Source organism: Desulfovibrio fairfieldensis, assembly GCF_001553605.1.
GTDB classification, from domain to species: domain Bacteria; phylum Desulfobacterota; class Desulfovibrionia; order Desulfovibrionales; family Desulfovibrionaceae; genus Desulfovibrio; species Desulfovibrio fairfieldensis.
Genome location: NZ_CP014229.1, coordinates 902,422 through 925,878, shown reverse-complemented (window position 1 = coordinate 925,878; position 23,457 = coordinate 902,422). Strand labels below are relative to the sequence as shown.

At 63.5% G+C, this 23,457-nt stretch carries 22 protein-coding genes; 14 read left to right on the top strand and 8 right to left on the bottom strand.

The features are described from left to right. Positions 1-11: 11 nt before the first annotated feature. The 4 genes from AXF13_RS04045 to kdpA form a co-directional block, all read right to left on the bottom strand. On the bottom strand, positions 12-1,136 hold the full coding sequence (locus AXF13_RS04045) for a universal stress protein (RefSeq protein ID WP_062251738.1): 1,125 nt from the start codon (positions 1,134-1,136) through the stop codon (positions 12-14). Between the two features lie 178 nt (positions 1,137-1,314). Next, the gene (gene kdpC / locus AXF13_RS04040; protein WP_062251737.1) at positions 1,315-1,944 is read right to left on the bottom strand and encodes a K(+)-transporting ATPase subunit C; all 630 of its coding nucleotides are present in this window, start codon (positions 1,942-1,944) and stop codon (positions 1,315-1,317) included. A 27-nt stretch (positions 1,945-1,971) separates the two neighbouring features. Next, the gene (gene kdpB / locus AXF13_RS04035) at positions 1,972-4,071 is read right to left on the bottom strand and encodes a potassium-transporting ATPase subunit KdpB (protein WP_062251736.1); all 2,100 of its coding nucleotides are present in this window, start codon (positions 4,069-4,071) and stop codon (positions 1,972-1,974) included. A 33-nt stretch (positions 4,072-4,104) separates the two neighbouring features. After that, positions 4,105-5,769, bottom strand: coding sequence for a potassium-transporting ATPase subunit KdpA (gene kdpA / locus AXF13_RS04030; RefSeq protein ID WP_062251735.1), 1,665 nt, complete (start codon positions 5,767-5,769; stop codon positions 4,105-4,107). 55 nt (positions 5,770-5,824) lie between these two features. Between kdpA and AXF13_RS17365 the strand changes: the two genes are divergently transcribed. Further along, complete coding sequence (locus AXF13_RS17365; RefSeq protein ID WP_257721766.1) at positions 5,825-5,947, top strand: hypothetical protein; 123 nt, start codon at positions 5,825-5,827, stop codon at positions 5,945-5,947. Positions 5,948-6,441: 494 nt separating this feature from the next. On the opposite strand, the gene AXF13_RS04025 is transcribed toward AXF13_RS17365, so the two are convergent. Together AXF13_RS04025 and ettA are read right to left on the bottom strand one after the other, a co-directional pair. Further along, positions 6,442-8,055, bottom strand: coding sequence for a DUF4139 domain-containing protein (locus AXF13_RS04025; protein ID WP_062251734.1), 1,614 nt, complete (start codon positions 8,053-8,055; stop codon positions 6,442-6,444). Between the two features lie 61 nt (positions 8,056-8,116). Next, positions 8,117-9,799: an energy-dependent translational throttle protein EttA gene (gene ettA / locus AXF13_RS04020; protein ID WP_062251733.1), complete on the bottom strand. Its 1,683-nt coding sequence runs from the start codon at positions 9,797-9,799 to the stop codon at positions 8,117-8,119. A gap of 311 nt (positions 9,800-10,110) precedes the next feature. Here ettA and AXF13_RS04015 point away from each other — a divergent pair, with 311 nt between their 5' ends. The 7 genes from AXF13_RS04015 (at position 10,111) to pgl (ending at position 17,185) form a co-directional block, all read left to right on the top strand. Further along, positions 10,111-11,067, top strand: a complete 957-nt coding sequence (locus tag AXF13_RS04015) for a bile acid:sodium symporter family protein (RefSeq protein ID WP_062251732.1) — start codon at positions 10,111-10,113, stop codon at positions 11,065-11,067. Then, entirely contained in the window at positions 11,064-12,290 is a 1,227-nt protein-coding gene (locus AXF13_RS04010; RefSeq protein ID WP_008684664.1) for an aromatic amino acid transporter, read from the top strand. The genes AXF13_RS04015 and AXF13_RS04010 overlap by 4 nt, the downstream gene beginning before the upstream one ends. Before the next feature lie 11 nt (positions 12,291-12,301). Next, on the top strand, positions 12,302-12,682 hold the full coding sequence (locus AXF13_RS04005; RefSeq protein WP_009301813.1) for a RidA family protein: 381 nt from the start codon (positions 12,302-12,304) through the stop codon (positions 12,680-12,682). A gap of 158 nt (positions 12,683-12,840) precedes the next feature. Beyond that, positions 12,841-13,980 (top strand): metallophosphoesterase, encoded by a 1,140-nt coding sequence (locus AXF13_RS04000; RefSeq protein ID WP_062251731.1) that lies wholly within the window; start codon positions 12,841-12,843, stop codon positions 13,978-13,980. A gap of 111 nt (positions 13,981-14,091) precedes the next feature. After that, positions 14,092-14,859 carry a class I SAM-dependent methyltransferase gene (locus AXF13_RS03995; RefSeq protein WP_062251730.1) on the top strand — a complete coding sequence of 256 codons (768 nt, stop codon included), beginning with the start codon at positions 14,092-14,094 and terminating at the stop codon, positions 14,857-14,859. A gap of 133 nt (positions 14,860-14,992) precedes the next feature. After that, positions 14,993-16,117 (top strand): hypothetical protein, encoded by a 1,125-nt coding sequence (locus AXF13_RS03990; protein ID WP_062251729.1) that lies wholly within the window; start codon positions 14,993-14,995, stop codon positions 16,115-16,117. A gap of 321 nt (positions 16,118-16,438) precedes the next feature. Next, entirely contained in the window at positions 16,439-17,185 is a 747-nt protein-coding gene (gene pgl, locus AXF13_RS03985) for a 6-phosphogluconolactonase (RefSeq protein WP_008684675.1), read from the top strand. Positions 17,186-17,230: 45 nt separating this feature from the next. Here the strand turns inward: pgl and AXF13_RS03980 are convergent, their stop codons facing one another. After that, positions 17,231-18,196 (bottom strand): M15 family metallopeptidase, encoded by a 966-nt coding sequence (locus AXF13_RS03980; RefSeq protein WP_223299969.1) that lies wholly within the window; start codon positions 18,194-18,196, stop codon positions 17,231-17,233. Between AXF13_RS03980 and AXF13_RS03975 the strand changes: the two genes are divergently transcribed. Then, entirely contained in the window at positions 18,174-19,589 is a 1,416-nt protein-coding gene (locus tag AXF13_RS03975) for a MiaB/RimO family radical SAM methylthiotransferase (RefSeq protein WP_062251728.1), read from the top strand. The genes AXF13_RS03980 and AXF13_RS03975 overlap by 23 nt on opposite strands. Before the next feature lie 138 nt (positions 19,590-19,727). On the opposite strand, the gene AXF13_RS03970 is transcribed toward AXF13_RS03975, so the two are convergent. Then, complete coding sequence (locus tag AXF13_RS03970) at positions 19,728-20,309, bottom strand: DJ-1/PfpI family protein (RefSeq protein WP_008684680.1); 582 nt, start codon at positions 20,307-20,309, stop codon at positions 19,728-19,730. 201 nt (positions 20,310-20,510) lie between these two features. Between AXF13_RS03970 and AXF13_RS03965 the strand changes: the two genes are divergently transcribed. The 5 genes from AXF13_RS03965 (at position 20,511) to pyrF (ending at position 23,370) form a co-directional block, all read left to right on the top strand. Then, positions 20,511-20,765 (top strand): FmdB family zinc ribbon protein, encoded by a 255-nt coding sequence (locus AXF13_RS03965; RefSeq protein ID WP_062251727.1) that lies wholly within the window; start codon positions 20,511-20,513, stop codon positions 20,763-20,765. A 123-nt stretch (positions 20,766-20,888) separates the two neighbouring features. Then, positions 20,889-21,770 (top strand): YicC/YloC family endoribonuclease, encoded by an 882-nt coding sequence (locus AXF13_RS03960; RefSeq protein ID WP_062251726.1) that lies wholly within the window; start codon positions 20,889-20,891, stop codon positions 21,768-21,770. Between the two features lie 4 nt (positions 21,771-21,774). Further along, on the top strand, positions 21,775-22,029 hold the full coding sequence (locus AXF13_RS03955) for a DUF370 domain-containing protein (protein ID WP_008684688.1): 255 nt from the start codon (positions 21,775-21,777) through the stop codon (positions 22,027-22,029). Next, positions 22,029-22,637, top strand: coding sequence for a guanylate kinase (gene gmk / locus AXF13_RS03950; protein WP_062251725.1), 609 nt, complete (start codon positions 22,029-22,031; stop codon positions 22,635-22,637). The genes AXF13_RS03955 and gmk overlap by 1 nt, the downstream gene beginning before the upstream one ends. Before the next feature lie 34 nt (positions 22,638-22,671). After that, positions 22,672-23,370 (top strand): orotidine-5'-phosphate decarboxylase, encoded by a 699-nt coding sequence (gene pyrF / locus AXF13_RS03945; RefSeq protein WP_062251724.1) that lies wholly within the window; start codon positions 22,672-22,674, stop codon positions 23,368-23,370. Positions 23,371-23,457: the final 87 nt, after the last annotated feature.

The following is a 23,457-nucleotide window of genomic DNA, read 5'->3' as shown; positions in this document are numbered from 1 at the left end:
ACTTTTCCGCATCAAACCTCTCTGGGAGTCAGATTGACGATATGCACGTCCACTCCCACCGCGTCATACAAAAAATTGAGGATAAAGGATCCGCGCAGGCGTTCGCGCAACGGCGTCAGGCGGGACTTGCCGAAAAAGGCATGCCGCACATTGCGGGCGCTGGCAAAATTGACCAGAGTTTCGGCCACGTCCTCGCCCTCCAGCTCCACCACCTCGGCCCCCAGACGCACGGCCAGTTGCAGGTTGTTCTGCAGGCCCCGCTGCACGGCGGCATTGATCCGCTCTGGGCTCTCCCGCTGCCGCTGCACATAGACAACATAGCAGCGCGATCCCATCTGGCTCGCCAGGCGCATGGCCTTGCGGATCAGGGTTTCCGCGTCCGTGGGGTTGGAGCTGATGGCCACCATCACAGCCTCGGCGGCATGGCCTTCCGCCTCCGGCGAAAGCAGGGCCTGGGCCTCGATTTTGCGCATCTGGTCGCCCGAGGCTTCGCGCAGGCAGAGTTCGCGCAAAAAGGAAAGGTTTTCGTAACTGAAAAAATTCCGCAAAGCCCGTTCGGCCTGTTCAGGCTTGTATATCTTGCCCTGGCGCAGGCGCTCGCGCAAATCCTCCTTGGAAACGTCCACCGTAACCACCTGGTCCGCGCGGGCCAGAAAAGCGTCGGGCAGGCGCTCGCGCACGGCCACGCCCGTGGCTTCCTGCACCCTTTCGGCCACGGATTCCAAATGCTGCACGTTGAGGGTGCCGATGACGTTGATGCCGTGGGAGAGGATTTCCAGAACGTCCTGGTAGCGTTTTTCCCTTTGAGAGCCGGGCGCGTTGGTGTGCGCCAGTTCGTCCACCAGGGCGATCTGGGGAGCGCGACGGATCAGGGCTTCCACATCCATTTCGGGAAAAGCCGCTCCGCCCTGACTGACGCGCAGGGGCGGCAGGGTTTCGATGCCTTCCAGAAGGGCCAGGGTGTCGGGCCGCTCGTGCGGCTCAACATAGGCGGCCACCACGTCAAAGCCCTGCCGCAACAGATTGTGGGCCTCCTGAAGCATGGCGCAGGTCTTGCCCACGCCCGCCGCATAGCCCAGATATATTTTGAGCGAACCTTCGCGCTTGCGCGCCAGCACGTCCGAAAATTCCCGCATAGCGCCCCCGGATATTCCGAGTTTCACTACCGCGGAGGGGCGGGTGCCGGCCCGTCCCTCCGGTCTTCATGTCCAGAGCAGATCAGCGTTGAGATGCCGCATCAACGGCCGGGTCGGAAAGGAAACCTTCCGGGCCGGATTTCAGTCTATCCGACCTCCCGACCCCGGACAAGGCTGCTTACCGTCCCTGCTCCAGCGGAGCGGACATGCTCCCGGCGTCAATCGTGCCGCTTAGATGGTCCAGAGCCATATTCAGCTTGAGCACATTGACCAGGGGCGCGCTGTTCAGCACGCCGCCGGGCGTTTCGGCCAGGCTGTCCGCCAATTCCACCACGTCCGAAGGTTCCAGGCCGCGCGCGCGGGCCACGCGCTCCGCCTGCCAGTGCGCGGCTTTCAGGGTAATGTGCGGATCCATGCCGCTGCCCGAGGCCGTGACCAGGTCCGCCGGAACCTTGCGTTGCGGCGTGGCCTCCAGGCTTTTCAGGCTTTCCAACGCGCGTTCCCGCAGGGCGTCGCCCGCCGGAGAGAGATTGCTGCCGCCCGTGGCATTGGCGGCATAGTCCACGGCCGAGGGGCGCGGCCAGAAATATTCCGGCCTGGTGAAAGCCTGGGCGATCTGCGCGCTGCCCACCACCTGACCCCGCTCATTGAGCAGCAGGGAGCCTGCGGCGGTCCAGGGCGTGAACGTCCGCCCCACGGCCAGGATGACCAGAGGATACAGCACGCAGAGGATCACAGCGGATACCAGCATCAGGCGCAGGCAGGCCGCGAACTGCGCGCCCCAATTTCCCGTAAGTTCAGTCGTCATGACATTCTCCTCAATCATTGTCGGACATCAGGCCAGGCCCAGACCGGCCAGCAGCATGTCAATAAGCTTGATACCCGCGAAAGGCACCAGAATGCCGCCCAGCCCGTAGACCAGCAGGTTGTGCCGCAGCAGGCTCTCCGCGCTCTTGGGGCGGTACTTCACGCCCTTGATGGCGATGGGAATGAGCAGCGGAATAATGATGGCGTTGAAGATCAGGGCCGAAAGCACCGCGCTTTGCGGCGAGGCCAGCCCCATGATGTTCAGAGCCGAAAGCTGCGGAATGGCCAGCATGAACATGGCCGGAATGATGGCGAAATACTTGGCCACGTCGTTGGCGATGGAGAAGGTGGTCAGCGCGCCTCGGGTCATGATCAGCTGTTTGCCGATTTCAATGATTTCAATAAGCTTTGTGGGGTCGCTGTCCAGATCCACCATGTTGCCGGCTTCCCTGGCGGCCTGGGTGCCGGAATTCATGGCCACCCCGATATCCGCCTGGGCCAGGGCCGGGGCATCATTGGTGCCGTCGCCCATCATGGCGATAAGCCGACCTTGGGCCTGTTCCCTCCTGATGTAGTTAAGCTTGTCCTCGGGCTTGGCTTCAGCGATGAAGTCGTCCACGCCGGCTTCCATGGCAATGGCCTCAGCCGTGAGCGGATTATCGCCCGTGACCATGACGACGCGGATGCCCATGGCCCGCAACCGGGCGAAGCGACCGTATATGCCCGGTTTGAGCACGTCTGCCAGCGCGACCACGCCCAGCAGTTTGCTGTTGTGCAGCACCACCAGCGGCGTCGCGCCGCTGCGGGCCACGGTCGCCACCAGACTGGAGAGGCCGTCCGGCAGAGCCTTGCCTTCCTTGGTCAACAGCCGTTCGATGGCATCGGGCGCGCCCTTGCGGTACAGGTTGCCGTCGGGCAGTTCCAGGCCGCTCAGACGGGTCTGGGCCGTAAAGGGAATGACCCTGGCCCCCGCCGTCGCATCCGCTTCCTGCGGAGCCTCGTCGGCCAGCATCTTTCCGCCCAGTTCAACAATGGACTTCCCCTCCGGGGTCTGGTCGCCGAAAGAGGCGTACATGGCCGCACGGGCCAGTTCCAGGGGTTTTACGCCCGGCAGGGGAAAGAATTCCGACGCCTGGCGGTCGCCCATGGTGATGGTGCCGGTCTTGTCCAGCAGCAGAGTGTCGATGTCCCCGGCCAGCTCCACGGCCTTGCCGCTCTTGGCAAGCACATTGGCCGCCAGGGCCCGGTCCATGCCCGCCAAACCGATGGCCGCCAGCAGCGCGCCGATGGTGGTGGGGATCAGGCAGACCAGTAGCGAGATCAGCCACGGAATGGGCAGCTCGACATTGAAATAGCGGGCCATGGGCCAGAGCGCGCCGGTCACCAGTACGAATGCCAGGCTCAGACCGGCCAGCACCACGGTGAGCGCCAGCTCATTGGGCGTCTTCTGACGCGCCGCGCCTTCCACCAGGGCGATCATCCTGTCCAGGAAGGACTGGCCGGGCAGGGCCGTGACCCGGATCAGGATGACGTCCGAAAGCACCCGCGTACCGCCGGTGACGCCGGAACGGTCGCCGCCCGCCTCGCGTACCACGGGCGCGGATTCGCCGGTTATGGCCGACTCGTCCACGCTGGCCGCGCCTTCCACCACTTCGCCGTCCACGGGAATGACTTCCCCGGCTTCCACTTTGACCAGGTCGCCCTGGCGCAACTGGTCGGAATAGACTTCCACCAGCTTTTCGCCTTCCAGTTTCCGGGCCAGGGTACGGGCGCGGGTGAGTTTGAGGCTGTCGGCCTGGGCCCGGCCTCTGGCCTCGGCCAGGGCTTCGGCGAAATTGGCGAAAAGCACGGTGAGCCACAGAACGAAGGCCACGGCCAGGGTATAGGGCACCGGCAGCAAGGCTGGCCCCTGCCCGGTTACGTCCAGAATCAGGGTCAGGGTGGTCAGGGCCGCTCCGATTTCCGTGACGAACATCACCGGATTTCGGATCATGGCCGCGGGATTGAGCATTGCAAAGGCCCGTCCGAGCGCCGTGCGCACCAGACCGGCCTCAAAAAGAGAAGCCTTGCGTCCGGCGCGGCGGGACAGTTTGGCCTGCGCTGTCTGATAATTCATTGCGGTATCCATTATGTCTTTCTCCACAGTAGCTATTCTCAGCGCCTAACGCATGACGGACAAATGATCGGCGATGGGCCCCAGCACGGCCACGGGCATGAAGAGCAGCGCGCCCACGATGAGCACGCATCCCAGCAGCACGCCGCCGAAGAGCAGCGTGTCGGTGCGCAGCGTGCCCGCGGTTTCGGGCGCGGGCGTCTTGGCCGCCAGGGAGCCGACCATGGCCAGGGGCAGAATGATCGGAATATAGCGGGCCAGCAGCATGACCAGGCCGGTGGCGATATTCCAGGGCACGGTGTTGTCGCCCAGGCCCTCGAAGCCGGAGCCGTTATTGGCTGCCGAGGAGGTGAATTCGTACAGAATTTCGGAAAAACCGTGGAAGCCCGCGTTGGCCACGGTATCCGCGCCCCAGGACGTGGCCGCGAACAGGGCTGTGCCGCCCAGGATGAAGAAGGGATGGGCCAGAATAGCCAGCAGAGCCAGCTTCATCTCGCGTGTTTCCACTTTGCGGCCCAAGTATTCCGGCGTGCGCCCCACCATCATGCCGCTGATGAACACGCCTACGATGATGTAAAGGAACATATTGATGAAGCCCACGCCCACGCCGCCGAAGACCACGTTGAGCCACATGCCGATCATGGGCATGAGCCCGGCCAGCGGGTTCAGGCTGTCGTGCATGGCGTTGACCGAACCGTTGCTGGTGGCCGTGGTGATGATGCTCCAGGCCGGTCCCCCGCTGGTGCCGTAACGCAGTTCCTTGCCTTCCAGATTGGAGCTGTTCTCAATATCCAGGCCATGGAAGGCGGCGGACGGCACGCTTTCAAAATATACGGCGCAACCCAGCTTGACGCAGAGCAGGCTCAGCATCACCGCGAAAATCACGGCCGCATGCTTCATGCGGCCCGTAAGCCGCCCGAACATCCAGACACAGGCCATGGGGATGACGATGATGGACATGGTCTCGATGAAGTTTGTGAAAAAGCTCGCGTTTTCAAAAGGATGCGTGGAGTTTGGCCCGAAAAAGCCGCCGCCGTTGGTGCCCAGTTGCTTAATCGTCACAAAAGCCGCTACCGGGCCACGGGCAATAATCTGCTTGGCCCCCTCCAGGGTCTGGGCGACCACGGAGCCGTCAAACGTCATGATCACGCCGCCCAGCACCAGCATGCCGGCCGTGACCAGGCAGAGGGGCAGCAGCACCAGAAAGGTGGCCCGCATCACGTCGGCGTAAAAATTGCCCATCAGCACCTTGCCGGACAGGCCGCGCGCCAGGGCCGCCAAGCAGGCCAAACCCGTGGCCGGAGTCAGGTATTGCAGAAACATCAGGGCGAACTGTCCGATATAACTGAGCGCCTGTTCGCCGGAATAGTGCTGCAAATTGGTGTTGGAGGTGAAGGAAGCCGTGGTGTTGAAGATCAGGCTGCCCTCCAGAGCGCCCTTGCCGTCGGGATTGAGCGGCAACCACTGCTGCGTGCCCAACACCAGGTAAATGAACGTAAAAATCAAGGCGTTGAACAGCAACATCGACAAAGCATACTGCTTCCAATTCTGTTGCCCTCTGACAACATTGCCGCCGCACTTCACAAACAGGTTTTCGACGGCACGCCGGAAGCCGCGATCCGAAACCGGATCGCTCATGGCCCAGGTCGCCATCTTGCCGATGGGCCAGGACACGACGACGCAGAGCGCCACCAGCAGAAACACATACAGCATGGCCGCCTTCTCCTACAGTTTTTCCGTATTCAGAATGACCCAGACGAGATAGGCAATGCAGAACAGCAATGCCAGCCCCGAAACATACAACATGATGCTCTCCATTTTCTTCTTACAATTTGGCACAGGCCAGGGTCAGCAGGGCCATACCGGCGAAGACGGTCAGCCCCAGCGCTAAACAGATGACAAACATGATTCCTCCTTACGTCAGTGATCGCGCCCGGCGTCGGCCCGGCGCGTCTCCACTCTGAGCAAGGCTTGTACCAAACATAATTTATGTTGTATTTCAAATAGATATAATTTCTCCGGCGTGGAAAAATCTTACATTTTGTAACCTCCGATGAAGTCTGGATTACAAAATGTAAGGCGGTTGGAAGCGTCACGGGGGAGACGAAGGAAAAGATCCGGCACTATTGAAAACGCAAAACGCGCGTCGCCCACAAGGGACGACGCGCGTCGGGAAACAGAATGAGAAAGCTGATCGGTCTAAGCAGATTGCCTTTGAAACGCTATACGTTTCAAAGGAATCATTCCGGCAAAAAACGCGGTTTTTTCCGGAATCCACGCCGCGTTGCGGCGCGCCTCACCGTGTTCGGCGTTGGAGCATTTCAAAGTTGAAATGCTCTAAATGCAGATTGCCTTTGAAACGCTGCCGCATTCAGGCACAACCCCCTAAGGGGCGTCAGGCAACAACGGCAGCTTGGTCGGCGACGAAATGGTCACGCTGTGATGCACGCTGGCCTTGCCGTCGGCGGGCACCTTCACTTCCCAGAAGAGCATATGCTTCTTCTCGTCCTTCTGGGAGGGCGGGGTATCGTCATAGCTCACACTGACGCTCTGGTCCACGATCATGGGAGCCGGACGCTCCAGACGCACGGTCAGGGCCTTGGAGTGGCTGTTGGTCAGAGTGTAGGTCCAGGCCCAGGTCCAGTTCTTGCTTTTGTCGATAAAGCCGCTTTCGCCGCGCTTTCTGCTGTCCGCCGTGGTGGTTACGCTGACGCGCGGGTCCGCGCCGAAGAAAAGGGTGGCCTCGCCGCCGCGCGGGCGGAACAGGCCCTGGCCCACGCTCTGGCCGTCCACGCTGTATTCCGCCTGACCTTCCGGCCAGGCCTGCTGCGGCGGCAGAACATATTTAGCCATCAGCCAGACGCGGCTGTCGCCCACGCTGGGCCGGGCCAGCCATTGCAGGGGGGCCTTCCAGGCGTCGGCGGTGATCAACAGGCGCGAACGGCCTTCGGGCAGGCCACGCGCGGCCAAGGTCCAGGTGGCATACACGCCGCTGGCGTCCAGGTCCACCGGCGCGTTGGCCTGCGCGGGACCGTCTTCAGCGGCCAGATCCATGGTAGCGGCTTTGCGCGGGGCCATCATAACCATGGGCACGGGCTTGGGCTCCGGCTTGGGGGAGGAATCCACCACCCAGCGCGGCAGGGGGGCGGGCTCGCGCGGGCCGTTGCCGCGCGTCGCCAGGGTCAGCTTGGTATTATGCCAGTCCATGCCCGTGAACTGCCAGACCTCGGCCATGAGCCGCACGTCGATGATATCGCCGTCGCCCTTTTCCGGCTGGGCATTGAAATTATAGATCGGCTGCCAGCCGCAATTGCTCAAGGTATAGCTGTAGCGGACGGGCAGTTTCTCCACGCCGGATACGGCCTTTTGCAGGGTGACGCTGATCCGCTGCCCCAGCTCCGGGCTGGCGGGCAGACGTTCCAGTTCCTGCTGCAAGAGCTTCAGGCGGCGTTCCAGATCCGCCTGTTCCCGGCCCAAGGCGGGAATCACATCCTGCATTTTTCTTTCGCGCTGTTCCAGCTCCTGCAGGGTGATGGTTTCCGGCTTGGCCTGCCAGAGCGCCAGTCGCGCGCTCACGGCGGTCAGCTGCCCGGCCAGGCGGGCGCGTTTGGTCAACAGATCCTCGCGCAGCCGGGCCAGGCCGCCGTCCTGTTCCAGGGGCTGCGGCGCGGCGCTCCAGCGGGCCACGCTCTGGCCGGGCACGGCCAGTTGCAGGTTCTCCGCGTCGCCGGGAATCACAAACTGCAGCACGCTCACGCCGTCTTTGGTCGTGACCGGCGCGTTTTCCTCCACGTCAAGCAGTCCGCCGCCGGGCGACAGCAGGGCTGAAACCGGATTGGCCAACGCGGCCGGGGCGTTTTGAACCTCCGGGGCGTTTTCGGCGGCCGCGGCCTGCCCGGCAAGGAACAGGCAAAACAGCTGGCCCAAAAGAAGGCCTGACAGCAGGCCCCGGGACAAAATGCCGGGCCGCCGCCATACCATTGTCATAGTCGTATACATTGATCCTCCACGGCTTCCGCCGCCGCGCCCGGCCTTTTACAGCCAGACGCCGAACGGGCCGTCATCGTGTCAGTTTGCGGAATTTGAGTCGATGCGGCGTCTCGGCATCCTTGCCCAGGCGCTTTTTGCGGTCTTCCTCATACTCCGTGAAATTGCCTTCAAAAAAAGCTACGCTGGAATCGCCTTCAAAGGCCATGATGTGGGTCGCCACACGGTCCAGAAACCAGCGGTCATGGCTGATAACCAGCACGCAGCCCGCGAAGTTGTCCAGGGCGTCTTCCAGGGCGCGCATGGTGTTCACGTCAATGTCGTTGGTGGGTTCGTCCAGCAGCAGCACATTGGCCCCGGACTTGAGCATGCGGGCCAGATGCAGGCGATTGCGTTCGCCGCCGGAGAGCATGTCCACCTTTTTCTGTTGATCAGCGCCGTGAAAATTGAAGCGTGTGCAATAGGCCCGCGCGTTGACTTCGCGCCCGCCGAGCCGGATGGTCTCCTGCCCGTCGCTGATCAGCTCATAGACGGTCTTGCCGGGCGTAAGCGATTCACGCCCCTGGTCCACATAGGCGAACTCCACGGTTTCGCCCACGCTCAGGCTGCCGGAATCCGGCTTCTCCTGCCCCACCAGCATCTTGAACAAGGTGGTCTTGCCCGCGCCGTTGGGGCCGATGATGCCCACAATGGCGCCCGCCGGAATCAGGGCCTCGGCTTTGTCCATGAGCAGCCGGTCGCCCATGCTCTTGCTCACGTCCTTGAGCTCGATGACGCTCTTGCCCAGGCGCGGTCCCGGCGGAATGTAGATTTCCAGATCAGGGGCGCGCTTTTCGCTCTCATGCGAAAGCATGGCCTCGTAGGCGTTGATTCTGGCCTTGCCCTTGGCATGACGGCCCTTGGGCGACATGCGGATCCACTCCAACTCGCGGGACAGGGTTTTCTGGCGCTCGGCCTCGGTCTTTTCCTCACCGGCCAGACGTTTCTGCTTCTGCTCCAGCCAGGAGGAATAATTGCCCTTCCAGGGGATGCCCCGGCCCCGGTCCAGTTCCAGAATCCAGCCCGCCACATTGTCCAGAAAATAACGGTCGTGGGTCACGGCGATGACCGTGCCCGGGAAGGTGGACAAATAGCGCTCCAGCCAGGCCACGGACTCGGCGTCCAGGTGGTTGGTGGGTTCGTCCAGGAGCAGAATGTCGGGATTCTGGAGCAGCAGGCGGCAAAGGGCCACGCGGCGGCGTTCGCCGCCGGAAATCTGCTCCACCGGCATGTCGCCCGGCGGGCAGCGCAGGGCGTCCATGGCCATTTCCAGGCGGGATTCCAGATCCCAGACGCCCTTGGCGTCCATCTGCTCCTGCACTTCGGCCTGCCTGGCGATGAGGGCGTCCATCTCCTCCGGCTCCATGGGCTCGGCGAATTTGGCGTTGATTTCCTCAAACTCCCTGGCGATGGCCGCGAGGTCGCTGACGCCCTCCTCCACCACTTCGCGCACAGTGCGCGTTTCACCGGCCAGGGGCTCCTGCTCCAGATAACCGATGGTATAGCCGGGGGCCAGCACGGTTTTGCCGTCAAAGGCCTGGTCCACACCGGCCAGAATTTTCAACAGGCTGGACTTGCCCGCGCCGTTGAGGCCCAGCACGCCGATCTTGGCCCCGTAAAAATAGGAAAGCGAAATGTCTTTCAGCACTTCCTTCTGGCCGTGGCGCTTGGACACGCGGATCATGGAATAAATAATCTTGTCCGGTTCGTTGCTCATAGGCTCCTCAGAGTCTGGGACCACGGCGCGCGGGCGGGTAATAGCTTACGGCGCGTCCGTCTGGCCCGGATGTAAAGAATCATGATAGCCGGGACCAGAACGATTTTCAAGCCGACCGCCCGGACATGGGCGGCTCGATGCCGCCGGGCCGTATCGCCCGCGCCGGAAAACCCGCGCGAGGACGGCAATTTTGCCGGACCCGACGGCCTTTTTCCCGCCCGCTCTTGCCATCATTCGCGCTCTCTGCCAGTATGCGGAGCACGTTTTTTTGCGCGTTCTCCCCCCTTTCCCCAAGCAGCCGGAGGGCTCTTTTGCCGCGCCTCGCACACAGGTTCAGCGCCCTTGTCACCCGTTTCATGGGCGCCATCATCATCGCCTGCTCGGCCCTGGCCCTCTGGAGGCCCGGACTGTTCGCCTGGGTGGCCCCACATGTGGCCCCGCTGCTGGGGGTGATCATGTTCGGCATGGGCATGACCTTGCGCTGGGAAGATTTCAGCCATGTTTTTCTACGGCCGCGCGACATTGTTCTGGGTCTCGCGGCCCAGTTCGGCTGCATGCCTCTGCTGGCCTTTCTGCTCTGCCGCCTCTTCCGCTTGCCGCCGGATCTGGCCATGGGCGTCATTCTGGTGGGCGCCGCGCCGGGCGGCACGGCCTCCAATGTACTGACCTTCATCGCCCGCGGCGACGTGCCCTATTCCGTGGCGCTCACCGCCGTAGCCACCTTCCTGTCTCTGGGCCTCATGCCGCTGCTGACCTGGCTGCTGGGCGGCGTCTGGGTGCCGGTGGATGTGTGGGGACTGTTTCTTTCCATCGTCAATATCGTTTTGCTGCCGGTGCTGCTGGGCCTGACCGCCCACCGTTTCTGCCGCCCCCTGACGCAAAAGGCTCTGCCCTTCCTGCCCCTGCTCTCGTCCCTGGTCATCACCCTGGTGGTGGCCGGGATCATCGCCGTCAACGCGGAGCGCATCCTGCACGCCGAAGCCTCCGTGTTTCTGGTGGTTATTGTTCATAATCTGCTGGGCCTGGCCCTGGGCTACATCCTGGCCCGCGCCTGGAACCTAGGCGAAAGCCGCGGCCGGGCCCTCTGCCTGGAAGTGGGCACACAGAATTCAGGTCTGGCCACGGCGCTGGCCCTGACGCATTTTTCACCGACCTCGGCCATTGCCGGAGCCCTGTTCAGCGTCTGGCAGAACATTTCCGGGGCGCTGCTTTCCAACTATTTTCACACCCGCCCGCTCGGCGCGGCAACAACAAAGGAGCAGGCATGAACAGCCGCTTCCTCCCCATTCTGGGCGGCACCATGATTGTGGCCGGTACGGCCATCGGCGCGGGCATGCTGGCCCTGCCCATGATTTCGGCGGGCATGTGGTTTTACTGGTCCGTGGGCCTGCTGCTGGTCTCCTGGTTCTGCATGTTCCGCTCCAGCCAGGCCATTCTGGAAGTCAATCTGCATTTTGAACCCGGAGACAGCTTCCACACCCTGGTGCGTGAGCTGCTGGGCCCGTTCTGGAGCACGCTCAACGGCCTGGCCGTGGCTTTTGTGCTCTACACCCTGGTATACGCCTACGTCAGCGGCGGCGGTTCCGTGGTCCAGCAGAGCCTCGCGCCCATACTGGGCAGCACGCCGCCCCGCCTGCTCTCCAGCCTGCTCTTCGCCCTGTTGCTCACAGTCTGCGTCTGGTGGAGCTCCAAGATGGTGGACCGCCTTTCCGTGCTGCTCATGGGCGGCATGGCCCTGTCCTTTCTGCTCTCCATCAGCGGCATGATCGGCCATATCCGCCTGGACACCCTGCTGGACGCCAAGGGCGGCGGCGGCCGGGCCATCTTCATCTGGGGAGCTGTGTCCACCTATCTGACCTCGTTCTGTTTCCACGCCTCTGTGCCGAGCCTGGTCAAATACCTGGGCAAGGAACCCCGCACCATCAACGCCTGCCTGCGTTACGGCACGCTCATCGCCCTGGTCTGCTATCTTTCCTGGATCGTGGCGGCGGACGGCAACATCCCCCGCGAGCACTTCAAGGCCGTCATCGCCGCCGGGGGCAATGTGGGCGATCTGGTGGCCGCCGCCGGGAACAATCTGAACAGCGTCGTCCTGCGCCTGCTGGAAGCCTTTTCCCTGTTGGCCGTGGCCACGTCCTTTCTGGGCGCGGGCCTGGGCCTTTTTGACTACATGGCGGATCTGTGCAATTTTGACGACAGCCGCCTGGGACGCACCAAAACCCTGTTGATCACCTTTGCGCCGCCCATGCTCTGCGGCCTGATCTGGCCGGACGGCTTTTTGCCGGCCATCGGCTGGGCCGGGCTGGCGGCCTCCATCTGGTCCGTAATCGTGCCCGCCCTGCTCCTGAGGGCCGGGAGACGACGGTTCGCCGCGCACGGCTATGCCGCGCCGGGCGGCGCGCTGCTTGTGCCTCTGCTGCTGTTGTACGGCATTCTTGTGGCCGTCTGTCATACGCTTTTTGTCTTCAAACTCTTACCCATGTATCAGTAAAGGAGAAGGTCATGAAAAAGGAAGTCGTCAGCACCGATAAAGCGCCCGCCGCCGTTGGCCCCTACAGCCAGGCCATTCGCGCGGGGGACATGCTTTTCCTTTCCGGCCAGGTGCCTCTTGATCCGGCCACGGGCAAGCTGGTGGAAGGCGGCATTGAGGAACAGGCCGCGCGAGCCTGCAAAAATCTGGCCGCCGTCCTGGAATCCCAGGGCCTCAGCCTGGACAATGTGGTCAAAACCACGGTCTTCCTCACCGACATCAGCAAATTCCCGCTGGTCAACGAAGTCTACAAGCAACACTTCAAGGCTCCCTGCCCGGCCCGTTCCTGCGTGGAAGTCAGCGCCCTGCCTCTGGGCGTGCAGGTGGAAATTGAAGCCATCGCCGTGGCGTAAATTCCGCCCAGCCGACTGACCTCAAACCCGGTTTTCCAGCGGGCGGAAGAGCCGTTGCGCTTTTCCGCCCGCTCCGTGCCAGCGCGGCTTCGCGTTGAAATCGGATACATTTACGCCGACGCGGCCCTCACCTCTTCCCTCATGCCCGCTTCTTTCCCATGCTGCATATCCTCGCCACCAGCCTCTCGCTTTACGTCATTGTCCGCCTGATTCTGCCGCTGCGCCTGCCGCTCTGGCTCAAGCTCGTTCTCAGCCTGCTGGTGGTGCTTGTCGCGCTGAAGCTCTACTTTTTCCGCATGGCCTTCGGCACCATGATGCCGGAGCTGCCGCGCTGGCTGACGGCCGCCACGGGCGTGCTGCACGGCTCGCTGATCCTGCTGATCATCCTCTGCGCATTGCGCGACGCCCTGCTGCTGGCCCTGTGGATGGCGCGCAAAGCTCTGCCGCATGTGCCGACGCTGCCGTTTTCCAACGGTGAATGGGCCTCGGCTCTGCTGGCGCTTTCCCTGCTTCTGAGCGCCGTGGCCGTCTGGCAGGCATTGCGCGTGCCGGACATCCACAAGCTCAGCCTGACCCTGCCCCGGCTGCCGCAAACCCTGAACGGCCTTCGTATCGTCCAGCTTTCGGATCCGCACATCAGTTCCGGATTTCCACGGGACTGGGTCCAAGCCGTGGTGGACAAAACCAACGCGCTCAAGCCGGATCTGATCGTGATCACCGGCGATCTGGCCGACGGCCCGCCCGCCTGGCGAAGCGGTGATCTCGCACCGCTGGCGGACTTGCGCGCGCCGCTGGGCGTGTTTTCCTGTACGGGCAATCATGAATATTACTGGGGCTACCAAGGCTGGATGACGAAAAGCCGCGAGCAGGGCATCAGGCCCCTGGAGAATGCCCATGTGGTTCTGGAAACTCGGGGCCAAAAGTTGGTGCTGGCGGGCGTCACCGACCAGGCCGCCCCGGCCTTCGGCCTCCCCGGCCCGGACATGCGGCGGGCCCTGGAAGGCGCGCCCCGAAACGCCGCGCGCATCATGCTGGCCCACCGGCCCCGCCTGGTGGAGCAGAGCGCTCAGGAAAACGTGGATCTTCAGCTTTCCGGCCATACCCACGGCGGGCAGTTATTCGGGGTCAACCAAATTGTCGGCTGGTTCAACGACGGCTTTCTCGCGGGAACCTATCATGCGGGACGCACTTTGCTGTATGTGAGCCCCGGCAGCGGCCTGTGGACGGGCTTTCCCCTGCGCCTGTTCGTGCCCTCGGAAATCACGGAAATCACGCTGCGCAGCGGAAAGAACGGATAATCTCCCTGAAAGCATACGGGAACCGGCGTACATCCCCCTTGCCATTTTCCGGTCTTTGCAAAATAGTGAGTTATGTTCGCTTCCGGCTGAAAACGGGAAAAGGTCACGCAGATGGAAAAAGAATGGTCTGAAAGCCGGGCGGGGCGTTTTGCCCTGAGCCTGCAAATGCGCCTGCTGCAACAATGCCTGGCGGCGTGGCCGAGGCGGGGCAAAAGCCTTTTGGAAGTCAACTGCGGCGAAGGCCTGTTCCTGTCCCTGCTCTGGGAATGCGGCTTTGACGTGACCGGCACGGAGCTGACGCCCGCCCTGCGGACGCGGGCCGCGGCCAATGCCCCCGCCGGAACCGAAGTGGAAGCGGCTGCGGATGACCATCTTCCCTTTGAGGACAATGCCTTTGACTGGGTCGTTCTGCATGTGACGGCCGCCGACGGCGACGGCCTCGCGGCCAGCGCGCGCGAGGCCTTGCGGGTGGCGGCGCGGGGCCTTACCGTCACCTTCTGGAATGCCGCGTCCCTGCCCTGGCTCTGCCGACGCCTGAGCGGCCACAAAACAGTCTGGCCCGAACCGGCCTACTGCTGGTGGGGAATCTGGCGGCTGCTCAAGGCGTTCAAGGCCGGTCGCCTGACCGGCCTGAGCACTCTGGCCGGTCCGATCCGCACCTGGAACAGACAATGCGCCGCCGCGCCCTGCAATGCCTGGCTGCGCGGCCTGCCCGTGGGCGCCTGGGGCGCCATCCGTCTGGATCTGGTGCCGCTCAAACCGGTGACGCCGCTGCCCCTGCGTCTGGGGCGGGGACGTCTGCGCCGCCCCGAGCCGGTACTGGAATGCGGTCAGAAAAATCTAGTGAGATGTCACGCCTCACCTGTCGGTTCGGCGTGAAGATCGCACAGCAAAAAACATGGTTTTTGCTGTGCTTACGCCGCCTGCGGCGGCGCGCAAACCCTTGCGGGTTTGCGGCATGTGTCGCTGACGCGACACTGATCTCTCCCCTCAAAAAACGCGGGAAAAGCGCATGAAACTGCCCCTGCTCTCGACCCTGGCCGCGCTGGCGCGCGAACACGTCCTGGCCCTGACCGTGGCCCTGCTGGTAGCGGCCCTGGCGGCGGGCGGCTTTTACGGCTGGCGCTATTACCAGTATCGCCAGAGCAGCGAGTACGCCTTTGTCCGTCTGCAAGCGGCCCTCTCGCCGCCCAAGCCGGAAGAACTGGCTCTGCGCGTGGACTTCAACACCCTCTCCGGACATTTGGCCGCGGCCGTGGCGCGGAACTTTGCCTTTTTCAAACAGGGGCCGGACCAGATCCGCAGCCTGAAAGACATTATTCAGACCGGCCTGCTCAAAAAATTTCTGAGCAAGGAGGAACCAGCCAAGGGCCACGTGGAGAAAGAGGAAAACCCCGAAAAACTGCTCCAACAGCCGCTGACCTTGCTGCCGCCCGATTTTCTGACCCAGTTCATCGCCAATCTCGGCATGCGCCCTGCTGAAAACGGCACGGTTCTGCTTTCTTCCAGCATCCGCCATCCCCTGCTGAACCAGACCTTTCCCCTGGTCTTGAGCATGGAAAAAGGCCCGGACGGCTGGATCGTCCGCGATCTGGTCAACGCCGACGAGTTGACCAGGCAGTTCCGCGACGCGCTGCAGGCGCGCCTGACCGCCCGCCACGATGTGCTGATCCGTAAAAACGCCGCCACCAACAAACGCATGGACGGCATCCTGCCCCTGCAATCCTGCACGGCCAGCGCGGGCCTGCTTTCAGACGGCAAAACCCTGGTCCTGGTGGCGCATGTGCTGGCCCGCAATACGGGCGACGTTTCAGTGAACAATCTGGATCTGGACGCCACCTTCAGCGGCCCGGACGGCACGAAGCTGTTGCGCCGCTTTCTCAACGCGGCCCGGCCCGTCGCGCCGGGCGAGGATTTCGACCAACGCTGGAGCATTGAGCTGGACGGACAGAGTCCGCAGGGCCGGAGTCTGCTGGCCGCCGGGCCGTTGACCTGCACGGCGTCCTGGCGCACACTGGGGCTGAGCAATGCCGAAGTGCTGCATATCGTCGATGTGCCCGACATCCTGAAGGCCTGCAACAAGCCGGGGCACCATCACTTCCTGGGCTTCTGTCTCTCTCCCATCTTTCAGAACTGATTCCATCCAACCAGAGTGGATTAACGTTGAGATTGTACAATCTCAACGTGTTGGAGACGCCCGCATCGGCATGCAACAGCGCAAATAAATTACGCTGACGCCTGTCTCCGCTGTCGCCATCCGGTCGCGCTTTCCACTTCCGGATAAAAAAGTTCAAAACGCTTGCCTGGAAGTGGAATAGGGGAATATTTCAGCAGCTTACCCGGCAAAGTGAAAAAATATGACTTTTCTCTCCAGGGCATCTGTGCCATAGTTCACCGGATCAGAGCCTAAAAGTATTCGCCGGTGCAAGACCGGCCTCATTTACGCAAGGAGCCGCACATGCAGGGCCGCAGCCGTTCCATCCATCTTTCCGTGCATATTCACAAAGACCCCGCCGCCATGGCCGAGCGAGCCGCCCACATTCTGGCGGCGGCCTGCGAAGAGGCCGTGGCCGAGCGCGGCGTGTTCAAGATCGCCCTTTCCGGCGGCCAGACCCCCATCCCCCTCTTCCGCCTGCTGGTCGCCAGCGACTGGGCCGACCGCCTGCCTTGGGACAAAATGACCTTTTTCTGGGTGGACGAGCGTTGCGTGGGCCCGGAACATCCCGAAAGCAATTACGGCCTGGCCCGGCGCGAACTGCTCGGCCAGGTGCCGGCCACGCACTTTTTCCGCATGCGCGGCGAAGCGGACCCGGTGGAGGCCGCCGTCAAGTATGAACAGCAGATCCGCCATGACTTCAATCTCGGTCCGCAGGAACTGCCGCGTTTTGACTTCATGCTTCTGGGCATGGGCGAGGACGGGCACACCGGCTCCATCTTCCCCAATTCTCCGGCCCTGGCTGAAAAGAAGCGCCTGGTCATCGACCAGTACGTGCCCGAGCGCAAGGCCGACCGCCTGACCCTGACCCTGCCGGTCATCAACAATGCCCGTTGCTGCATGTTTCTGGTCACCGGCGCGGAAAAGCACGACGTGCTCTCCCGCGCCCTCAACCTGCTGGCCGAACCCACCCTGCCCGCCCAGATGGTGCGTCCCGGCATCGGCGATCTGATCTGGGTGGTGGACGAAGCCGCGGCCACCGGCAAATAGGGCAGTTGACGCATTTCATGCGGGAACGGTTCTAGACGCTGCCCCTCAGGGGCGTATTCCCTCTTTCATCATTGCGCCGCCGGTTGTTGCATCGGCGGCGTTCATTTTCTCAAGGCCCCGCAGAATGCGCGCCTTGCAGATCAGTTCCGGGCGGTATTCAAAATGCATGAGGTCATACTCGTGCCATTTGCCGCCCCAGATGAAACCCTCCGCTTCAAAAGCGGCCACAATGGCCGAAGGGTAACTCTGCTGCATGGGATGCGGCCGCAGGCGGCTCCAGCGCCAGTAAGGCGCGCGCCGGGCGCTCAGATCCAGAGCCACGCCGTAGGCATGCGGGCTCAGACGCTGTTCCCCGGCCACGCGCCGCCACAGAAAGCCGCCGTCCGGCTTGAGCAGGGCACGCAGTTCCGGTTGTTCGCGCACGGACTCGGCCAGACGCGGCTCCACCTTTTGCAGGGCTCGCGCCGCGGTTGCCGCCAGACGGACAGGCTGCCCCAGCACATGCGCCGTGCGCAGCCCCTTGCCCACCTGTCGGGCGTCTGAGCCATATAAAGCCGCCAGCAGAGCATAGGAGCGCCGCCGTCCCGGCGCCACGCCTTCCGGCGTGGCCGGGCGTTCCGGTTCCAGCGGGTAGAGATCGGCCATGCTGGCGCGCACGTCCACATCCCATGGGTCCGCCGGAAATTCCCGGCCCTCGCCCTCACCCCGCGCCCGGCTGTACAGCACGCGGCGGCCGTCGGCCAGCACCAGCCATTGCCCGCCGTCGCCGTCAGGCTCCAAGGCGCGCACAACCGGGTAGGCCAGGCGCAGACAATAGAGATTGACCGCATCCTCGGCGGATGCCTCCTGAACCGGCGGCCCGCCCCAGGCGGCGCGCGGCGCGCAGCAGAACAGACAGCAACAAAAAAGGAAGAAACAGCGCATGCGCCAGCCTGACCCGGCCCGCCCGCGCTTGTCAAGGCGGGCGCTTTTGCGTACATCAGCGGCCATGCCTGCCTGGAAATTTTTCATTGCGACCTTCGGCTGCAAGGTCAATCAGTACGAAAGCCAATCCCTGCGCGAAGCCTGGCAAAAGCTGGGCGGCGAGGAGTGCGACGTGCCGGGCGAGGCCGATGTGCTCTGCGTCAACAGTTGCGCCATCACCGCCAAAGGCGAACGCGACGCGCGCAATGCGGTCTTCCGCCTGCGGCGCGAAGCCCCGGCGGCACGCCTGATCCTTACCGGCTGCGCGGCCCGCCTGTTCACGGAGTTCCGCCCCCGGCCCGGCGCGGCCTGGGCCGAACCGGACCTGCTGGTGCCGCAAGAGGACAAGAGCCGCCTGCTGCGCGGCCCCTGGCCGGAGGGGAACGCGCCCGGCCTTCCGGCGGCGGAGAGCATCCGGGCTGAAGCGCCGGCAAATTTCCCTCCCTTCCGGATCAGCAGTTTCCGGCGCGCCCGGCCCGTCCTCAAAGTGCAGGACGGTTGCGCGCACCGCTGCACCTACTGCATCGTGCCGCTCACACGCGGCAGGCCGCGCAGCCGCGCCCCGCAAGAGGTTCTGGATGAAGCCCGCCGTCTGCTGCGCGCCGGGCACGCCGAACTCATGCTTTCCGGCGTCAATCTGCGCCAGTACGGCCGCGACGTGCCGGATTACGGGGATTTCTGGGATCTGCTGCGCTTTCTGGACGGACATCTGGCCCCGGAATTCGCGGACCGGGCCCGCTTGCGGATCAGCTCCCTGGAACCTTCGCAGTTGGACCGGCGCGGCCTGGAAACCCTGACGGCCTGCCGCATGCTCTGCCCGCATCTGCACATCTCGCTCCAGCACGCCAGTCCGGCGGTGCTCAAACGCATGGGGCGCGGCCACTACACGGCGGGCATGCTGGAAGAAGGCGTGGCCGCCCTGGCGGCCCACTGGCCGCGCATGGGTCTGGGCGCGGACATTCTGGTGGGTTTTCCCGGCGAAACAGACGAGGATTTGAGACTGTTGCTGGAACTGGTCCAGCGCCTGCCCTTGAGCTACGCTCACGTCTTCCCCTACTCACGGAGGCCTGGCACGGCGGCGGAGGCCTTTGCCGGGCATTTGCCCCAGGCCCTCAAACTCCGACGCGCGGCCGAGGTGCGCGCGGCCGTGGCGCGTCGCCACCAGGACTTTCTGCGCGACCAGCTCGCCCTGCCGCGCATGTTGGTGGCCGCCGACATTCTGAAACACGCCACGGCGGGAGCGGATGTCGGAATGCCGGAAACCGACGGCCTCAGCGGCCTGTGCAAGGGCGTCAACGAGTTTTACGCCCCCTGCTTTTTCCGGGCTCCGGCAAACGGAACGGTCAGTCCCGAGGTCCTCTCCGGCCTGCTGGCCGCGCGGCCCGTGCGGGCCACGGAAAAAGGCCTGCTGGTGGAACTGATGTCTGATTTTTCACATTAGGGGCGGCATAGCCGCCGTAAGTCAGAGAAATTTGAGAGCATACCTAATTCGAAATTTTTATAATCAGACACTAGAAGCAGAACAATCATGAAAAGGGGACCGTGTGGTCCCCTTTTCATGACAATACGCGTTGCGTGCCTACACGCTGATCTTGCCGCCCAGCAACTTGATGAAGGCCGCGATCCAGGCCGGATGCGCGGGCCAGGCCGGAGCCGTGACCAAATTGCCGTCCACCACCGCGTTGGTGAAGGTTTCGTTGGTGTCGGCCCAGGTGGCTCCGGCATCCACCACATCCGGCTTGACCGCCGGGTACGCAGTGCAGGTGCAGTTTTTCAGAATTCCGGCGGAAACCAGGATCTGCGGGCCGTGGCAGACCGCCGCGATGGGTTTTTCAGCCGCGTTGAATTCGCGCACGATTTCCAGCAGCCTGGGGTTCAGGCGCAGGTATTCCGGCGCGCGGCCGCCGGGCACCACCAGGCCCGCGTAGTCGGCGGTGTTGACCTTGTCGAAGTCGTAGTTGATGACGAAGTTGTGGCCGCGCTTTTCAGTGTAGGTCTGGTCGCCCTCAAAGTCATGGATAGCGGTCTTCACCGTGTCGCCGGGCTTTTTGCCGGGGCAGACGGCGTGCACTTCATAGCCTACCATCTGAAGCATCTGAAAGGGCACCATAACCTCGTAATCTTCCACAAAATCTCCGGCCAGCAACAGAATCTTTTTCATTGTCTTTACTCCTTGGGCATGCCCCGGCAGGGGCCGCCCCGCATGGCCCCACCGGGGCCCGGTTGACGGGTTCGCGGCAACGGAAGGAATATGCCGCCCTTGCCTTGCCGATACGCATTCTTATATATGCAGGCAAAGCCCGTCGGCAAGCCCCCTCCGCGGGGGTCCACGGGCGGAAATTCCTGCTGCTGGAGGCTTCTCATGCCCATGTACGACTTTCTCTGCACAGCCTGCGGAGAAAAATTCGAGGAACTGGTCGCCGGAGACGGCGCGTCGCCTGCCTGCCCCAAGTGCGGCTCCCATGCCACCGAGCGCCAAATGAGCGTTCCGAGCCCCCTGAAAACCGGGGCTTTTCCCTTCAAACCCGGCCCGGTGCGCCCCATGGGCGGGGGCATGCCCTCCTGCGGCGCGTCCGCCGGAGCGGGCGGCTGCGGCGGCAGCGGCGGTTTTTCCTGAGGCAGCTGACCACAATCCGTGAGATTGCTTCGTACAAAGGCCCTCGCACACGCGGGGGCCTTTCTTGCATTCCCCCGGCCCTTGCTCTACACTTCCCGAATATCTTTTGTAGCAGGAGAAGCCATGCTTCGCAGTATGACCGGATTCGGACGCTGTCTGGTGGAAAACGCCAACCTCACCCAGCAATGGGAGGTTAAAAGCGTCAATGGCCGCCACCTGGATCTCAAGTGGCGTTTACCCGTGGCCGTGCGCAGTCTGGAGCCGCGCCTGGAAAAAGTGGTCCGGCGCTTTGCCTCGCGCGGCCGGGTGGACATCAGCCTGATTCTGCAATACGCGGCCGGTTCCGCGCCCAGCCCGCGCTTCGACAGCCTGCAGGCCGCGGCCATGCTGGAGAGCCTGCACGCCCTGGCCGCCTCGCGCGGTGAGGACTTCGCGCCCGACTACAACGCCCTGCTGCAGATTTCCTCTCTGTGGGGCGACACCGGCGAAGAGCTGGATGAAAACGTCGTCGCCCTGCTGGAGGAAGGTCTGGCCCTGGCCCTGGAGGACTGGAATGAAGCCCGCGCCACCGAAGGCCGGGCCCTGGCCACAGACATGCACTCCCGCATTCTGCGCATGCAGGAATGGACCGGCCTTATCGCCGAACGGGCCCCGGCCATCAAGGAGGAGCGGGCCAATACGCTGCGTGAGCGCCTGGGCGAGGTTCTGGCCCAGAGCGGACAGGAGCTGGAGGAAACCCGCCTGCTTCAGGAAGTGGTCATTCTGGCCGACCGTCTGGACGTCAGCGAGGAGCTGACCCGCCTGAACACCCATCTGGAACGCCTGGGCAATCTGCTGCAAAGCGGCGGCGACGCCGGGCGGAGGTTGGATTTCACCCTGCAGGAATGCTTCCGCGAGATCAACACCTGCGGCAACAAGCTGCCGGACGTGCAACTTTCCCGCCTGGTGGTGGATTTCAAAAACGAACTGGAAAAATGCCGCGAGCAGGTCCAGAACCTGGAATGATCCCATGCCCGGCGACAGACTCATTAACATAGGTTTCGGCAATTACGTGCTGGCCGGACGGGTGGTGGGCATTGTCAGCCCGTCCTCGTCGCCCATGAAGCGCCTGCGCGAGGACGCGCGGGCCGAGGGGCGGCTCATTGACGCCACCCAGGGGCGCAAGACGCGCTCCATTCTGGTGACGGATTCCAACCATGTGATCCTCTCATCCATCCAGCCCGAAACCATCAGCCAGCGTTTTACGCAGGAGGAAGGGGCCTGATGCGGCGTGAAGGCATTGCCCTGGTTCTGAGCGCTCCGTCCGGAGCGGGCAAAACCACCTTGATCAAGCGGCTTCTGGCGGAATTTCCTCATTTCGGCTACTCGGTATCCTGCACCACGCGTCAGCCGCGCCAGGGGGAAGCGCACGGCAAGGATTATCTTTTTCTGAGCCGGGAGGATTTTGAAAGCCGCCGGGCGCGGAACTATTTCGCGGAATGGGCCGAGGTGCACGGCAATTTCTACGGTACGCCTCTGGAACCGGTGAAGGACATGCTGCGCCAGGGCCAGGACGTACTTTTCGACATTGACGTGCAGGGCGCGGCCCAGCTCAAGCTGACGCTCGACGAGGCCGTCTTTGTCTTCATCCTGCCGCCGAGCATGGCGGAACTGGAACGCCGCCTGCGCGGACGCGGCCTGGACGACGAGGCCACTATTGAACGCCGCCTGAACAACGCCCGCCGGGAGATTCTCGAGGCCCGCTGGTACGACGCCCTGGTGGTCAACGACGACCTGGACGCGGCCTACGACGCCCTGCGGGCTGTCTATCTGGCCGCCACCATGGCTCCGGCCCGCAATCCCCGGCTGGTGGAAGAAATGCTCGCGCGCTGAATCCCGCAAACGCCCCGTCACGACAAGGAAGACAATGGCCCAGCTTATCGTCGCTCTGGATCTGCCCCGCAAGGATGCGGCCCTCTCCCTGGCCCGTGATCTGCAAGGCCTGGCGCCCTGGTGCAAGGTGGGCATGGAATTGTTCACCCTGGCCGGGCCTTCCCTGCTGGAATCGCTCAAGAGCCTGGGCTTCCGGGTTTTTCTTGATCTGAAATTTTACGACATCCCGCATACCGTGGGCCAGGCCGTCAAGGCCGCCGCCGCGGTGGGCGTGGATCTGCTGACCCTGCACTGCCAGGGCGGCGAGCGCATGTGCCGCGAGGCCCGCGCGGCCGTGGACGGCCTGGCGGCGGACAGCCCCGCGCGCCCCCTGCTTTTCGGCGTCACGGTGCTGACCAGCTTTGCTGAAGGCGAAATGCCCGGCATTGCCGCCGCCCCGGCGGATTTTGCCTTGAGCCTGGCGGCCGGGGCCGCCGCCTGGGGCCTGGACGGCGTGGTCTGTTCCGGCCTGGAAGCCGCGCGGATCAAAACGGCCTCGCCCGGCCTGCTTTGCCTCTGCCCCGGCATCCGCCCGGCCGGGGCCGCCGCCGGCGATCAGCGCCGGGTCATGACCCCGGCCAGGGCCGTTGCCGCCGGAGCGGACTTTCTGGTGGTCGGCAGGCCCATTCTTGAAGCGCCGTCCCCGGCCGAGGCCGCGCGGCGCATCCTGGCGGAAATGGACGACGCCGGGTAATATACTGATTTCTATGGAAATCAGTCACCATCGGCCTTGCGGCCGATGCACCGCCACAGGTGATTTCGCGGTAAAATGTAAAAATTT

What these genes read in the sequence shown, in the direction of transcription:
- AXF13_RS03965 (WP_062251727.1), top strand. Translation starts at nt 20,511, where the DNA reads ATGCCCATGTACGACTTTCTCTGCACAGCCTGCGGAGAAAAATTCGAG.
- AXF13_RS03990 (WP_062251729.1), top strand. Translation starts at nt 14,993, where the DNA reads ATGAAACTGCCCCTGCTCTCGACCCTGGCCGCGCTGGCGCGCGAACAC.
- AXF13_RS03980 (WP_223299969.1), bottom strand. Translation starts at nt 18,196, where the DNA reads ATGAAAAATTTCCAGGCAGGCATGGCCGCTGATGTACGCAAAAGCGCC.
- pgl (WP_008684675.1), top strand. Translation starts at nt 16,439, where the DNA reads ATGCAGGGCCGCAGCCGTTCCATCCATCTTTCCGTGCATATTCACAAA.
- AXF13_RS03995 (WP_062251730.1), top strand. Translation starts at nt 14,092, where the DNA reads ATGGAAAAAGAATGGTCTGAAAGCCGGGCGGGGCGTTTTGCCCTGAGC.
- AXF13_RS04045 (WP_062251738.1), bottom strand. Translation starts at nt 1,136, where the DNA reads ATGCGGGAATTTTCGGACGTGCTGGCGCGCAAGCGCGAAGGTTCGCTC.
- AXF13_RS04010 (WP_008684664.1), top strand. Translation starts at nt 11,064, where the DNA reads ATGAACAGCCGCTTCCTCCCCATTCTGGGCGGCACCATGATTGTGGCC.
- AXF13_RS17365 (WP_257721766.1), top strand. Translation starts at nt 5,825, where the DNA reads ATGCAGAACAGCAATGCCAGCCCCGAAACATACAACATGATGCTCTCC.
- AXF13_RS04000 (WP_062251731.1), top strand. Translation starts at nt 12,841, where the DNA reads ATGCTGCATATCCTCGCCACCAGCCTCTCGCTTTACGTCATTGTCCGC.
- ettA (WP_062251733.1), bottom strand. Translation starts at nt 9,799, where the DNA reads ATGAGCAACGAACCGGACAAGATTATTTATTCCATGATCCGCGTGTCC.
- AXF13_RS03975 (WP_062251728.1), top strand. Translation starts at nt 18,174, where the DNA reads ATGCCTGCCTGGAAATTTTTCATTGCGACCTTCGGCTGCAAGGTCAAT.
- AXF13_RS03955 (WP_008684688.1), top strand. Translation starts at nt 21,775, where the DNA reads ATGCCCGGCGACAGACTCATTAACATAGGTTTCGGCAATTACGTGCTG.
- AXF13_RS04005 (WP_009301813.1), top strand. Translation starts at nt 12,302, where the DNA reads ATGAAAAAGGAAGTCGTCAGCACCGATAAAGCGCCCGCCGCCGTTGGC.
- kdpC (WP_062251737.1), bottom strand. Translation starts at nt 1,944, where the DNA reads ATGACGACTGAACTTACGGGAAATTGGGGCGCGCAGTTCGCGGCCTGC.
- kdpA (WP_062251735.1), bottom strand. Translation starts at nt 5,769, where the DNA reads ATGCTGTATGTGTTTCTGCTGGTGGCGCTCTGCGTCGTCGTGTCCTGG.
- AXF13_RS03960 (WP_062251726.1), top strand. Translation starts at nt 20,889, where the DNA reads ATGCTTCGCAGTATGACCGGATTCGGACGCTGTCTGGTGGAAAACGCC.
- AXF13_RS03970 (WP_008684680.1), bottom strand. Translation starts at nt 20,309, where the DNA reads ATGAAAAAGATTCTGTTGCTGGCCGGAGATTTTGTGGAAGATTACGAG.
- pyrF (WP_062251724.1), top strand. Translation starts at nt 22,672, where the DNA reads ATGGCCCAGCTTATCGTCGCTCTGGATCTGCCCCGCAAGGATGCGGCC.
- AXF13_RS04025 (WP_062251734.1), bottom strand. Translation starts at nt 8,055, where the DNA reads ATGTATACGACTATGACAATGGTATGGCGGCGGCCCGGCATTTTGTCC.
- kdpB (WP_062251736.1), bottom strand. Translation starts at nt 4,071, where the DNA reads ATGGATACCGCAATGAATTATCAGACAGCGCAGGCCAAACTGTCCCGC.
- gmk (WP_062251725.1), top strand. Translation starts at nt 22,029, where the DNA reads ATGCGGCGTGAAGGCATTGCCCTGGTTCTGAGCGCTCCGTCCGGAGCG.